Raw genomic sequence first — 14,727 nt, 5'->3', positions numbered from 1 at the left:
TAGAGGGCAGATCGAGCTTATTGGGCATAACCTAACTAGAGACAAATCTACGGAGAGCCACGAATAGCGCGATCGCAATTAGAGAATTTTGTCTTCAAGTTAAGCTAAAAGCTTGAGGATCTTATGAGGAGAAAGCAATGTTATGTGCTTATAATTCTATCGTGCGATAACTTTAATCAACCAATTTTAGATTGCGATCTTTTAGTCCGATGATAATATTTTAAAAAAAGATTAATTCTCTAATGGCATAATTCTTAGTGGATGGAGTTGAATTTTCCAAGGTAAGGGACGCTCTTTTAAATCCAGCCACTTTTTCTTGAAAACTTCCGCCTGTAGATGATAGTCTTCGGGATTATTAGCAGGTCGATTTAACTTAAGATATAAAGTCATACGGTGTTGCGTCTCGCTGATAGTTGCCAACCAACAAGAAAAAGTATTTGGTTCTTCACTGTCGGGAAAAATTAATTGATGGGCGCGAATGCCAATATAATCCAAAGTAGGTGGTATTGTCTCAATTACCTCGAGTTCGCAATCCCAGTCGATCGCCTTAATTCGGTGTTCGCTAATTGCCACGGCGCGAGAAAAGTTTTTACAGCCAGTTACTTGAGCGGTTCTAAAGTTGCCAGGATGCTCGAAAATATTTTGTTTGGTACCGCTAGCGATGGCTTGTCCTCGATCTACTACCGTCAAATTTGGGCATACTCGATAGGCTTCTTCTAAGTTATGAGTGATAAACAGAGTTACTCCTCGAAAGCGAATTAGGTTATTTCTGAGCATTTTTTCCTGTTTATCGCGCAAATAAGTATCTAAAGCGGAAAAAGGTTCATCTAAAAGCATTATTTCTGGTTCGCTTGCTTTTGCTCTAGCTAACGCTACCCGTTGTTGCTGTCCTCCTGAAAGTTCTACTGGATGGCGATCGCCAATACTCGGTAAGTCTACGGCAATTAATTGTCGTTCTACCTCTTGTTTTAGTTCTCGATAAGATCTACCTGAAGGCATACCAAAAGCAATATTTTCAGCAACAGTTAAATGCGGAAATAGGGCATAATTTTGAAACAAAATACCACATGCGCGATCGCGTGACGGTAAATCGATCCCTTTAGCCGAATCAAATAAGACCCTGTCGTTTAAAACGATGCGTCCTCGATCGGGAGTTTCTAAGCCAGCAATACAGCGTAAAATCAGGGTTTTTCCTGCTCCAGAAGCCCCTAGCAATCCTAATGGCGTTCGATCTGCTTGAAACGAAACATCTAATAAAAACCCAGGTAGCTGTTTTTGAATCTCGACAATTAATTCAATGGAATATTTTGGTAAAGGATAGTCAATTCTTTCACGGTTGCTAATATTGGGACGGGCGATCGATTTGGCGATCGCCCTCTTCATTAGCCGCTCGATACTATTCTTCTTATCCTTTAACCTTTTACCTTTAACCCTTGCCCTATTACCTTCCGTACCATAATTAACTGCCGTTATCACTCCCAGAGAAATTGTCAGCATAATAACTACCAGCAATAACGCTCGATCCATCGCTCCACTTTCCGATGCTAAGAAGATAGCGATGGGAATAGTTTCAGTTTTACCAGGAATCGAACCAGCCAACATTAAAGTCGCGCCAAATTCACCCAAAGCCCGCGCAAAAGCTAGTAAAGTACCAGCAATTAATCCTGGTTTGGCTAAGGGCAGCATAATGCGCCAGAAAACACTCCATTCTGTAGCTCCCAGAGTTCTGGCACAGGCAAGCAAATTACTGTCAATTTGCTCGAAGGCTCCTAAAGCAGTTTTGTACATTAAGGGAAAAGCTACCACCGTCGAAGCGATGACGGTAGCGTACCAAGAGAAAATAACCGTAATGCCAAAGTAATCTAGTATTTGACCGATAAATCCGTTTTTACCTAATAACAGCAACAACAGAAAACCTACCACCGTTGGAGGGAGTACCAGAGGAGCGGTAAGCAAGCCTTCAATTATTCCCTTAGCTTTACCCCGATAGCCCAGCATCCACCGCGCTGCCATAATGCCTAGAAAAAAGGTAATTATCGTGGCAGTAGTGGCAGTTTTGAGGGAAATCCAAATTGGAGTTAGGTCAGTCATAAATTGGTAGGGGCGAACGGTTCGTTCGCCTTTACAGTAATTGAGATTATTTTTTTCTAGCGACGATATGAAAGATATGCCAGTATCTATCTTCACCCAAAGGAGTTGTACCTGGATATTCTTCTTTCAATAGTTCGAGCGTGTATGGTTTGAGTAAAGTTGCTACTTGTTGCAGTGTAAAAGTATTAATTAATTTATTAGCGCAGTTAATTGCGATCGCTAAATGCGACGATGAAACACAATGGCGAAAAGCGGTAGAAATTATCGATCGCGCAGAATCTTGTTTTATCTGTAATGTAGTGTTGTGCGAAATATTTTGGGTTTTAAAAGGTAAACCCTATAAATATTCTTCAGCAGAAATTATGAGGACTCTAGAACTAATATTGCAAAGCCCTAAATTTGAATTTGAGAACAAATCAGTTATCTATCAAGCTATTAGTCTTGCCAGGCAAGGAACAGCCGACTTTGCCGCTTATCTCATCGGTGCAATAAATCACCACTATAAAGGCGATCGCACCGTTACTTTCGATCGCCAGTTAAAAACCGTCAAAAGATTTGAGGTTTTAAAGTAGGTAAATGAAACTTTCCCCAATTGAGGTGAACAAAATCTCACGGCTATGTCATGAAAGAAATAACCAACCTCGTAAAATTTGTTCGTGAGGGACAGTTAATAGATATTGAAGTTGTAATATGAAAGTAAAATTAGAGCGATCGCCACAGCAAAAAAATTTTCTCCAAGCTCATGACAAATTTAAAAAACCCCATAAAATAGGGTCATGATAAATCCGATCGCCCTACCAAAAATACCCTCCTGTGCTTGGCAAAGACTTATCGGTCAAGGATGGGAAAAACCCTATACCGTACGCTACGCAAGTAACTTAGACGATGGACCCTGGCACGGAATGCCTTTGGGAGGCTTTGGTGCTGGCTGTATCGGGCGATCGCCAAGGGGAGATTTTAATCTGTGGCATTTAGACGGCGGCGAACATATCTTTAAAACCCTTGCTGCCTGTCAGTTTAGTGTCTTCGAGAGAGTGGAGGGAGAACAGCCTCAAGCTTATGCCATGTGTACCGACGCACCAGAAGATGATATGCTATCGCGCTGGTCTTGGTATCCCCAAAATAAAGGAACTTATCACGCCCTCTATCCTCGCAGTTGGTTTGAGTACCAGGGCGTATTTAAATCTCAATTAGTTTGCGAACAGTTTTCGCCAATTTGGGCAGAAAATTACCAGGAAACCAGCTATCCCATAGTTAATTTTAACTGGACGGTACACAATCCTACCGATAAACCGATTACCCTTAGTATCATGCTGACCTGGCAAAATACGGTCGGCTGGTTTTCTAACGCCATTAAATCGCCAACGGTAAAGGTAAGAGATGATGGCAGTCCCGAATACGAATATCAGCCAAAATGGGGCGACAGTACGGGAAATTACAATCAGTGGATTCAGGATAACTATCGCGTTGGCTGTTTGCTCGATCGCGTACGTCCTCACGAAGAAGTAGGGGAAGGAGAAGGACAAATGGCGATCGCCTCAGTTGCCAATCCCAGTGTAGAAGTATTTTATTTCGGTCGTTGGAATCCTCATAGCGATGGTGCAGAGGTCTGGGATTATTTTGCCGCTGACGGTTCTTTACCCGACAAAGAAAACGAGACACCTGCCGATCCTGGAGAACAAATTGCTACGGCGATCGCGATTCGCTTTACGGTGCGTCCTGGTAAAACCAAGAAAATTCCCTTTGTCTTGGCGTGGGACTTGCCCGTAACTGAATTCAAGCAAGGAGTAAACTATTATCGTCGCTATACAGACTTTTTCGGGCGATCGGGTAAAAATGCCTGGAGTATGGTTAGAACTGCTTTAAAACACGGTGACTGGTGGCGAGAAAATATTGAAACTTGGCAACAACCCATTTTACAACGAGAAGATCTACCCGACTGGTTTAAGATGGCATTGTTTAACGAACTGTATCTGCTTGCAGACGGTGGAACTCTGTGGACTGCAGCGACAGAAGACTACCCCATCGGGCAGTTTGGCGTTCTAGAATGTATGGATTATCGCTGGTATGAAAGTCTAGACGTGCGCCTGTATGGCTCTTTTGGCTTATTAATGCTGTGGTCGCGTTTGGATAAGGCGGTGTTAGAGGCGTTTGCCAGAGCAATTCCTCAAGGTGACAATACTCCTCGCATCATCGGTTATAACCAGGCTCAAGCCATTAGGAAGGCTGCTGGTGCTACTCCACACGACCTCGGCGCACCCAACGAGCATCCCTGGCAGGAAACTAACTATACCTCCTATCAAGACTGCAATCAGTGGAAAGATTTACCGAGTGATTTTGTCTTGCAGGTATATCGCGATTATATTCTGACTGGCAGTAAAGACACAAATTTCTTGTGGGAATGTTGGGATAGTATTACCCAGACTCTGGCATATTTAAAAGAGTTCGATCTCGACAATGATGGCATACCCGAAAACTCTGGCGCACCCGATCAAACCTTCGACGACTGGAAACTTAGGGGTATTAGTGCCTACTGCGGCGGTTTGTGGATCGCGGCACTAGAAGCAGCCAAAGAAATTGGCGAAGTCTTAATCGATAATCCTCCCCAAAATCCTAACCTACAGCCCGATCGTTTTCCTCAAAGTATCATCGAGAAAATAGAGCTTTATACAACATGGTTGCAACAGGCAAGAACTATCTACCACGATGCTCTCTGGAACGGCGAATACTACCGACTCGATACCGAAAGCGGTTCAGATGTAGTAATGGCAGATCAGCTATGCGGACAGTTTTACGCTCGTTTATTGGGTTTACCAGACGTAGTTGAAGAAAAATATACCAAGTCTGCACTAAACAAAATCTACGATGCTTGCTTCCTTAAATTTCACGAAGGGGAATTTGGTGCGGCTAATGGTGTTATGCCCGATGGTAGTCCTGTGAACCCAGATGATACACATCCTTTGGAAGTCTGGACGGGGATTAATTTTGGTTTGGCGGCTTTTATGCTGCAAATGGGCATGAAACAAGAAGCATTTAAACTAACAGAAACCGTAGTCGAACAAGTATATGAAAACGGCTTGCAGTTCCGTACCCCAGAAGCCATCACTGCCGTCGGAACTTTCCGCGCTTCGCACTATTTAAGAGCAATGGCTATTTGGGGAATTTACGGGATTTTATGTGGGTGGGAATAGTTTCATATATAGGCTAAAAAATTTTGATTACCAAGCATTTTTAGCGATCGAAATCATTTTCACCTAAACAAAAAGTGAATTAAATAAATATATAAAGAATGAACATAACTAACAAACAATAAAACTGAAATAACAGTGGAAAATTTTAACTTCGATACAACAACATTTGATAATGCTGTTAATTCTGCTATGAAAGAGCTTGGTCATGTGAACATTTATCACAAAACGATAGACTTCCTACGCAAGAAGAAATAGCAAAAGCTCCTACTCAAAAGTATAATCCAGCGACATAGAAGTAAATATATAACTAAAAAGCAATCGCGCTAAATTAAAGTTTATAGCCGAAAAACAGATGCGATCGCCAACTGCTAAAGTCTAGTACAGATGAAAGAAGCAGAGCATGCTAAATCTTTTAATCACAATCTCAACGCTATATTTCAAGATTTAAAAAATAAATAAAAAGCTTATTCACAAAAGATTATAAAACTTCAATCAAACGGAGAGCTAATAAATAAAGACAAATTGCGATCGCCTTTTACTAATCTTTATGCTGATATTTTTGCTTCAATATATTCAATAGAACTGCTAGGCTGTGGGATAGATTCTCCGTTTTCTTGCAAACCTTCTAAGTGAAATTCAATTGCTTCTTGAATCAAGATCTTAACTTCTTCTGGAGTATCTCCTACCGCAATACAACCTGGTAAGTCAGGAACATAAGCACCATAGCTATTTTTACCTCGTTCGATTATGACTGCATAGCGCATTAATTTAATCCTCTTCTATCTGTGCTTGTTTCCAAATACTCTTTAAAGTGCCAATCGGAATTTCTTTACTGAGTTTTCCTGATACTGTTACTGTACCCGATTTAGTCGGATGTTTAAACTGACGATGACTGCCTTTTGTTCTCTTAAGATACCAGCCATCTTGTTCTAGTTTTTTAACTGCATCTTTTACTTTCATTCAAGTATAGTAACTAATAATTTTTTTTCAAGTATGGTTTTTGAGAACTGAATACCTAGCTACGCGCAGCATAATTGCGCTAAAAGGCGATCGCTCACTGCTAAAATCCAATACAAATGAAAGAAATTGTTTACTTAGAAACAAGCATTTTTAATTATTTAATTGCAAGATTGACTGCAAATTCAAAGTTTTGAAGAACCGCAGAAGCAAATCGCGATTGCTGTAATTTACAACATTAGAGAAATTATAGTCGCTTGCTTAGAATGCTTTATTCCTCGCTATGGTTTTTTGGTTGGTATAACAACATTAATTATCTTTTCCCAACCCTCAATCAAGCAGCTTTATAGCCTCAATTGAGATCGAATTGTCGAGTATTCTGAGACAGAATGTCTTTAACTAATTTCGCGATCGCAATATCACAATGCTCTCTGGAATGGTGAATATTACCAACTCGATACCGAAAGCGGTTCGGATGTCGTTATGGCAGATCGGCTATGCGGACGACAGTTTTACGCTCGTTTATTGGGTTTACCAGACGTAGTTGAAGAAAAATATACCAAGTCTGCACTAAACAAAATCTACGATGCTTGCTTCCTYAAATTTCACGAAGGGGAATTTGGTGCGGCTAATGGTGTTATGCCCGATGGTAGTCCTGTGAACCCAGATGATACACATCCTTTGGAAGTCTGGACGGGGATTAATTTTGGTTTGGCGGCTTTTATGCTGCAAATGGGCATGAAACAAGAAGCATTCAAACTCACTAAAACCGCAGTCAAACAAGTATATGAAAACGGCTTGCAGTTCCGTACCCCAGAAGCTATTACCGCCGTTGGCACGTTTCGCGCTTCGCACTATTTAAGAGCAATGGCTATTTGGGGAATTTACGGAGTTTTGACCGACTTTAAATGTTAATAAAAATCTCAGGCAAGAGGGAACAGCTTCCCTCGTTTAGTGTCTTTGCGTAAGTCATAGCAATATATTAATTAGCTATTATTCCATTGCATAGCAGCATCCTTAACCGCCTGTTCTACAGTTTTCTCATCTAGCATTGCCGCCTGTAAATTGTCGTAAATTGCTTTTTGCAATACCTGAAGATTGTCCATTGCAGGAATTAAGACTTCGGCATCTTTTAATTGAAGTGCGCTAATTTTTTTAGCTTGTTCTACTGAGGTAGTTGTTTCTTGGGTTTCTATCTCTCGAACATATTGTTCTACTGCTTCGACAGTAGAGGGAAGCACATTGGCTTCTTTAGCAAAAGCAATTTGATTTTTGGTGTTGGTGACGTAAAGTGCGTAGTTTAATGCTGCATCTAATTTATCGCTACTACGAGGAATGACTAAATTCATTACCGCGACATTTTTTTTGCCAGTTTTACCCGTAATTTGGGGGGCAGCAGCGGAAACTTTGGCAATAGTTGGCGCATTATTAGTAATAGCGTTTAAAAACTCCGCACCAGAAGCAAGTAAAGCCGTTTCTCCAGCCTGATAAAGTTCGATTCCGTGACGATGTCCCTGAGTCAACACTTCTGGCGGCAGTAATCCTTGTTGGTATAAATCTACCCAGTAGCGAAACGCCTCAATCCCTTGAGGATTATCAAAAGCAGCTTTGCCATTTTCATCTACTAAATTTACTCCCATTTGCACCAAAGATTCTAATACTTCTGCCGAATCACCAGCAACAAAAGTAGTAAAGAAAGCGTATTTTCCAGTTTTTTCTTTGACTTGTCTGGCGACTTCAGCTAGTTCTTCGTAAGTTTGAGGGGGTTTAGCAATACCTGCCTGCTGTAGGAGATTTTGATTGTAAATAGTAACCCTGGTAGTTAGATACCAAGGCAGACCAAAGGTAGTCTGGCTACAGTTATTTTCTTCACAAACTTTAACACTGCTGGCTTGCCAGATTTGAGGTAAATAGGTTTGTTTTACTTGGGAAGAGACTGCCTCGTCTAGATTTAACCAAGCATTGCGAGTTGCCAGTTGAGAAGCAAAGCCAGGATTTAAGTTAACTACATCTGGCGCGGTTTTTGCCGAAATAGAAGTCAAAATTTTACTCTCCATTGCCGACCAGGGTATATCTACCCAACGCAATTTTACCGATTCGTTTGTCGTTTCAAAATTACTATTTAGTTTCTGAAAGTACTGAGTAAATTGCGGTTTTAGCTGCATCGTCCAAAATTCAAGCTCTTGAGAATTAGAACCAGTATTCGGACTACAGCTAAACAACCAGCTAATTAATAGTCCTAATGAGAGCCACAGACCAAACTTTTTAAAATTCAAAATACCGTTCATTTTTTGATGTTATTCCTCAAGTAAATTAATATATTTTTTACTAATAACAAATAGACTTAATAAGTATTATTAACCAAAACAATGACACTGTATTTTACATTTTTTCAGTACAACCACTTATCTTGAAAATTAATTTTAGCAGCTACAATGTCCTAGATAGCGAGCATTAGATTGAAATTTATTAAGTAAATGCTTAACTCATGTTTGGATATTTGACAAGTAAAAAATTGGCTAAAAAGCCTGTCAATTGCAACAAAGTGTGTTTGTGGCGAATAGAAAAGGTGCGGCTAGCAATAAATTTGAGTATAACTAGTACGAGTGCCAGACTCAATAGCATACTTTAACTGAAAACACGCGCTTGCTATTAGAAATAATATTATTAAGGACAAAGTTATGCTCCAAAATCTAACCAATATTTTTGCCAAACAGAGTGACAGTATTGGTATTGAAATAAATCCCCGCAAAATCAATATCGTTCAGATAGCCAAAAAAGGTCAAAAATACAAACTACTTAAAAATGTTTCGGCTAATGTTCCTGATGGCGTGTACGAAGATGGTCAAATTGTCGATGCTTTAACTCTATCAGAGTTAATTAAAGATACGCTTAAAGTTAATAATATTAAAGCCAAAAGAGTCGTTAGTGCTGTGCCAATGCGGGAAGCAATTATCAGAATCGTTCCCGTTCCTGCCGAACTAGACGAAGAAGAGTTAAAAGATATGGTTCTGGTTCATGAAGCGGGCATGTATTTGCCATATCCGCGAGAAGAAGTAGATCTCGATTATGTTAAGTTGGGCTACTTTATGGACGAAGACGGCATTGAAAAAGTCAACGTTTTATTAGTTGCAACCAGAAAAGAAGTTACCGACCTCTATTTAGAAGTTTTCGAGCATGCAAATTTACAAACTGTCGTACTCGAAATTAATAGCTTTGCTCTGATTAGAACTATTCGCGAACAGCTTCGTCAGTTTGGTTCTAGAGAGGGAGTAGTTTTAGTCGATATTGATTTTGATAGCACTGAAATTGCCATAATTGTCGAGGGAGTACCTCAGTTTTCGAGAACCGTACCTGTAGGACTCGAACAGATGTATGATTCGATGTCTCAAGCAATAGGTGATGAAAATATTGTTGATGACTTAGAGTTCTTGCAGCAGGTTCGGTTGATGGAAAATGTACCCAGCGAAGAAGACGATATGGATGCTTCCATTATTACTTCTGCCGTTTTGAGAGTTTTGAGCGAACTGACCGATGAATTGGGACGATCGATCAATTTTTATCTCAACCAAAGCGAAGATTTGGAAATAGCCCAATTATTGCTGGCAGGTCCAGGAGCAGCGATCGCGCAACTCGATGACTTTTTAACTCAAAAATTAAACTTACCCGCTCTCAAAATCGATCCTGTAATGGCTTTGGCATTAGAAGCAAACGATAGTATCGCACCTTTTCAACGGCCTGGCTGGGGCGTGGCTCTGGGTTTGGGCATGAGAGAAGACTGAGCGAAATTTTTACTGTAAGTAATTACTAAAAATCACTATTTACTTATTATGTATAGTTTAGATATTAATTTTCTTAAAGACCGAGACTTAGTAACAACCTCGGAAACTACTACCAAGTCTCTAACCGATCCTTCGGCTCTTGCTGACAAAGCACCTATCGCTATCGGAGCAGCAGTGGCTCTCATTTTTCCCGCTTTGATGTTTGGCTATCTCAAACGTGTAGAAGCTAAAACTGCCGAGCTTGAAGGAGAGATTCAACAGACACAGGGTGAAATAGCGAAGCTCAGTCAAGAAAACAGCCAGCTAGACGAACTAAAGCAACAGGTAGAGACAGCAAAAGCAGAAACCCAGGCTTTTGTCAGCGTATTTGAAAAGCTCACTCCCTGGGCGGCAATTTTGCAGGAAGTTAGCGATCGCACTCCCCCTGGAGTAAGAGTAGATTCTCTTCAGCAAACGGGTGCGGAAGGAGAAGCAGGTATCAATTTAGCAGGTGTGGCTCTTTCTTACGATGATGTGAATGACTTTGTACTGTTTTTAGAACGCTCGCCTTTTTTCGATAGTCGAAACACTAAATTAAACGGTGCTAGCACCACCGAATTAGCGGTCAATTTTGAAGACGAACCAGAATTACCCGAAAATGCTTCTTTGGTCATTCCTCAAGGAGTTAAATATACTATTTTCGCTCAATTGAGCGACACTCCAACTTCACAACTAATCCAGGAAATAAACAATAAAGGTTCGGTTGGAGTTGTTACCAGATTAAAAACCCTAGAACGTCAAGGAGCGATCGCAAAATGACTTTAACAGGTGATTTTCTAGATGAAAAAGAGCTAGAAGCAGATTATCCGTCTGCCTTTGGCATTACCTTTACCCCCCAGGTTTCGGGAATTGCTCTGGCAATTTTGGGAATTGTAGGGGCAGGCTATATTTACTTTAATATGGTCGCACCCGCACGGGCAAAATACCAAGAAGTTCTAACTCAAGAGCAACAAACAGCAGGACAACTACAGGGACTTAAATCTGGCGATATACAACAGCAAATTGCCGAGTTAAATGCAGAAATAGAACGGCAAGAAGCACTAAAGTCTACCATTTTAGCTATGTATACCAATGAAAGCGACTTAGAAACTTTGTTGATCGATCTCAACAGTTTTATCGCTGCCAATCAAGGTACATTACTGCAATATCAGCCAGACAGCGGCGTTACTGTGGTGGAAGACGCTTCTTTAGGAACGGAACTACAGGGAAAGGTCAAACGCAAAGGAATATCTCTAACTATTGAAGGGACGTTTAAGCAAACTAAAGGAATTATCCGCGATATAGAAAGATTGCAGCCTCTGTTGATGGTCAAAAACATTAACTCTAGCATTAGCGAAGAGCCAACGGCAGCCCTATCGAGCGATCGCAGCGCAATTGTACCCCAGCAAGAGGCAAAACTCAAAACTCAAATACAGCTAGACGCTATTTTGGCTCGAACTCCAGAAGAACTCGAAGCAGCTAAGGCAACTGCCGAAGAAGCACCACAACAGTAATATCGTCAAGAAATTTTACAAGTAGAACTATTTTTATTCGTTATCAATATTAGGTTGAGGAAAAACTATGAATAATCATCGCGATCGCTTTTCTTTATTAACGGGATTAACAGTAATGCTGTTGGCAGCTAACCCCGCACTTGCTGCCGAAAATTCGATTACTGGAGTAAATCTAAAAGAAATTGATAACAAGCTCGAACTAAAACTGACAACTAAAAATAATGCTGAAGCTTCTTTCTTTACCGTTCGCAATCAAAATACTATTGAAGCTAATCTCTTAGATACCGAACTAGAGCTACCAGAAGGAGATAGGTTTGAGCAAACTAAACCCTTTCCTGGTATTGACTCAGTTGAAATTACTAAAGTAGATAAAGAAAATACTAAAGTTGTAGTTACTACTGAAAAAGATTTCGATCTCAAACAACTGCAACAACAAGAAAAAGAAATTCTTCTCAGTCTGGAGCGATCGCACCAACCTAATAAACTACAGGAATTAGGTAAAAAAGCGATCGACACTGTTAAGCAAACCTATAATTCGGCTTTTGGTAGCGATAGCAAGTCTAAAGATGAAGTCAAACCCGCTCCCAAACTGGCTCAAAACACCACTTCCGAAATAATTATCGACGATCGCGTAGAAGATTTATCCAATAGCGAGCCTCTACCAGCCTCAACTCCTCCAGAAGGTTTAGTTCAGAACAATACCGAACCCGATGTTTTAGTTCCCAACCCCGATGTTGAAATTACGGGAGGCAATCAAAATCTTCCCACCTTACCGAGAGCCGTCGCTCCTCCTGTAGGAGACATGGCGGTTTCTAATATCGATGCCAGTCCCGATATTGTCGATTTAGGTTCTGAGACTATTGTGCCTCGTTTAGTTTTACGTGATGCACCTGTTAGAGAAGTATTATCGATACTGGCTCGCGAGGCTGGATTAGATATTGTCTTTTCTCTAAGCGAAACTGAAGGCGCACCAACCAACGAAGAAGGAGAAGTAATTGGTCCTACCGTAAGCTTGGATTTAGAAAATCAATCCGTACAAGAAGCATTTAATTCGGTGCTTTTAGTTTCTAATTTGAATGCTAATCGTAAAGGTAATATTATTTACATTGGCGATAAATTACCTCCTCAAGCCCGCAATTTAATCAGTCGCACTCTCCGCCTCAACCAAGTTCGTGCTGAGAACGCAGCATTATATCTGGCTAGTCAGGGCGCACAGGGTAAAAGACTAACTACGGAAGTAGAAGAAACTATCGATCCCGAAACAGGACGAGTAGTTCAAAGAGTCGAATTACCAGCTACCTTAGAAAATCTCGATGGCGGTTTGGAAGATGAAGACGGTACCCAAGCACTTTTACTCCAAGGATTACAGGTATCTACAGATGACCGTCTTAACTCCATTACTTTAGTTGGCGAACCGCGTAAAGTAGAAGTCGCAACCTCTTTCTTAACTCAATTAGATGCCCGTCGCCGTCAGGTAGCAGTTAATGTCAAAGTTATAGATGTTAACTTACTCAATCAGGATGCCTATAACAGCAGTTTTTCTTTTGGAATTAACGATACTTTCTTCGTACAAGATAATGGTTCTGCTATTCTTAACTTTGGTGATACCGCACCACCTAATGCCGCACAAGTAAACAGCAGTCAGTTTTTTCCTACTATCGCTCCTTTACAAGTAGGGGAGGCAGAGTTAGCACCCTTCTTTGATATTCAAGAAAATACTCCTTTTAATGAAATAAATCCTGGTTTTAATGAATTTACTGACACTACTATTCCTTATGCTCGTCCTAATTTCGGTAAAAACAACAATCCTTTTCAACCAGGACTATCGGACGTAAATATCGATTCAGAGACTGGACAAATTGAATATGAATATAGTCTTCCTAGTCTATTTCAATTTCCCGACAGTTTTTTATCTCAGTTAGAAGCTAGAGTTACCAATGGTAACGCCAAAATTCTTACCGATCCGACTTTGATGGTGCAGGAAGGACAGCAGGCGACGGTAAAACTGGCGCAAAACATTGTTGAGAGTGTAGAGACTAGCATTGATGCCGAAAGTGGCGCAAGAACTATTACACCAGTTATCGGTGAAGCTGGTGTAGTCCTGACTGTCAACATCGAACGCATTGATGATAATGGTTTTATTTCTCTCTCTGTGAGTCCTACTGTAAGTTCTGTGGGTCAAACCCAGGAATTTGATAGTGGCGGTGGTGCGACTAACATTTTGAACTTGTTGAGTAAGCGCGAACTGAGTTCTGGTTTGGTTCGCCTTAGAGATGGTCAAACCTTAATTCTTTCGGGAATTATTCAAGACCAAGAGCGGACAACTGTATCGAAAGTACCGATCTTAGGCGACATTCCCTTACTCGGTTCTTTGTTTAGAAGCACGGACAAAGCCAACGAACGGGCAGAAGTCATAGTTCTGTTGACTCCTGAAGTGGTTGACGAAGATTCTAACTTTGGTTATGACTACACCCCAGGTAAAGAAAGTCGCGAACTCCTTAGAGAAAATGGGGTTGGTCTTCCTGGTAATCCTTAACTTAAATTAAAAATCTTCATAACTCATGCAGTTGAATAAATTTTGTTTTCCTGCACTTCAAAATCTGAAAGAAAAGATTGTGAAAACCCTTAAAAACAAAGGGTTTTAGAGGCAAGTATGTAAATTTCATCTCCCGCTCTGTGACCAATTTTTAAGCTCGAAAACGAAAAAATTGTTGAAATCTATATAAATTAATGGTTTTGACGCTCCATATTTGCCAAGTAGAGCTTAGAATAAGGCAGTGAAATACACAGTCTATGGTTATTGTGGGGATTTTTCTCTACTAATGCTATAAATTAAGCTGGTTATTTCGTTTAAATAAGCCAAAATTACACACTAGAAGGAGATTATTCTATGAATAAAGGTGAATTAGTCGATCGCATTTCTCAAAAAGCGACTGTTACCAAAAAACAAGCCGATGCAGTTTTATCGGCAGCAATCGAAACCATTATGGAAGCCGTATCCGATGGCGACAAAGTTACTTTAGTCGGCTTTGGTTCTTTCGAGCGACGCGATCGCAAAGAAAGAGAGGGACGTAACCCAAAAACTGGCGAAAAAATGTCAATTCCTGCGACTCAAGTACCAGCTTTTTCCGCAGGTAAACTATTTAAGGATAAAGTCGCTCCTAAATAGCCTTA

The 14,727-nt window shown here is 40.6% G+C and carries 11 protein-coding genes and 1 pseudogene; 8 read left to right on the top strand and 4 right to left on the bottom strand.

The window, feature by feature from the left end:
• Window positions 1-231: 231 nt before the first annotated feature.
• Window positions 232-2,091, bottom strand: coding sequence for a molybdate ABC transporter permease subunit (gene modB, locus KV40_RS14730; protein ID WP_036482914.1), 1,860 nt, complete (start codon window positions 2,089-2,091; stop codon window positions 232-234).
• A 149-nt stretch (window positions 2,092-2,240) separates the two neighbouring features.
• Between modB and KV40_RS14725 the strand changes: the two genes are divergently transcribed.
• Window positions 2,241-2,663, top strand: coding sequence for a PIN domain-containing protein (locus KV40_RS14725; RefSeq protein ID WP_036483109.1), 423 nt, complete (start codon window positions 2,241-2,243; stop codon window positions 2,661-2,663).
• 204 nt (window positions 2,664-2,867) lie between these two features.
• Complete coding sequence (locus tag KV40_RS14720) at window positions 2,868-5,282, top strand: GH116 family glycosyl hydrolase (protein WP_036482913.1); 2,415 nt, start codon at window positions 2,868-2,870, stop codon at window positions 5,280-5,282.
• A gap of 545 nt (window positions 5,283-5,827) precedes the next feature.
• Here the strand turns inward: KV40_RS14720 and KV40_RS14715 are convergent.
• Both KV40_RS14715 and KV40_RS14710 read right to left on the bottom strand, forming a co-directional pair.
• The gene (locus KV40_RS14715; protein ID WP_036482911.1) at window positions 5,828-6,046 is read right to left on the bottom strand and encodes a type II toxin-antitoxin system HicB family antitoxin; all 219 of its coding nucleotides are present in this window, start codon (window positions 6,044-6,046) and stop codon (window positions 5,828-5,830) included.
• 4 nt (window positions 6,047-6,050) lie between these two features.
• The gene (locus KV40_RS14710) at window positions 6,051-6,242 is read right to left on the bottom strand and encodes a type II toxin-antitoxin system HicA family toxin (protein ID WP_036482909.1); all 192 of its coding nucleotides are present in this window, start codon (window positions 6,240-6,242) and stop codon (window positions 6,051-6,053) included.
• Between the two features lie 402 nt (window positions 6,243-6,644).
• Here KV40_RS14710 and KV40_RS14705 point away from each other — a divergent pair.
• Window positions 6,645-7,154: pseudogene (locus KV40_RS14705) on the top strand (GH116 family glycosyl hydrolase); the annotation flags it as partial.
• A 71-nt stretch (window positions 7,155-7,225) separates the two neighbouring features.
• Here the strand turns inward: KV40_RS14705 and KV40_RS14700 are convergent.
• Window positions 7,226-8,527, bottom strand: a complete 1,302-nt coding sequence (locus tag KV40_RS14700) for a sugar ABC transporter substrate-binding protein (protein WP_036482903.1) — start codon at window positions 8,525-8,527, stop codon at window positions 7,226-7,228.
• Between the two features lie 393 nt (window positions 8,528-8,920).
• On the opposite strand from KV40_RS14700, the gene pilM reads away from it, so the two are divergent.
• From pilM to KV40_RS14675, 5 genes are all read left to right on the top strand, one after another.
• A complete protein-coding gene (gene pilM / locus KV40_RS14695; RefSeq protein ID WP_036482900.1) occupies window positions 8,921-10,021 on the top strand; it encodes a type IV pilus assembly protein PilM in 1,101 nt (366 codons plus the stop codon).
• Between the two features lie 48 nt (window positions 10,022-10,069).
• The gene (locus tag KV40_RS14690; protein ID WP_036482897.1) at window positions 10,070-10,819 is read left to right on the top strand and encodes a PilN domain-containing protein; all 750 of its coding nucleotides are present in this window, start codon (window positions 10,070-10,072) and stop codon (window positions 10,817-10,819) included.
• Window positions 10,816-11,553 (top strand): hypothetical protein, encoded by a 738-nt coding sequence (locus tag KV40_RS14685; RefSeq protein ID WP_036482895.1) that lies wholly within the window; start codon window positions 10,816-10,818, stop codon window positions 11,551-11,553. The genes KV40_RS14690 and KV40_RS14685 overlap by 4 nt, the downstream gene beginning before the upstream one ends.
• A 67-nt stretch (window positions 11,554-11,620) precedes the next feature.
• Entirely contained in the window at window positions 11,621-14,089 is a 2,469-nt protein-coding gene (locus tag KV40_RS14680; RefSeq protein WP_036482892.1) for an AMIN domain-containing protein, read from the top strand.
• A gap of 354 nt (window positions 14,090-14,443) precedes the next feature.
• Window positions 14,444-14,722: an HU family DNA-binding protein gene (locus tag KV40_RS14675; RefSeq protein ID WP_036482889.1), complete on the top strand. Its 279-nt coding sequence runs from the start codon at window positions 14,444-14,446 to the stop codon at window positions 14,720-14,722.
• Window positions 14,723-14,727: the final 5 nt, after the last annotated feature.

The sequence above is a fragment of the Myxosarcina sp. GI1 genome (assembly GCF_000756305.1).
Classification (GTDB): Bacteria; Cyanobacteriota; Cyanobacteriia; order Cyanobacteriales; family Xenococcaceae; genus Myxosarcina.
The sequence above is the reverse complement of the archived record's forward strand: the minus strand, read 5'-3'. Positions and strand labels throughout refer to the sequence as shown.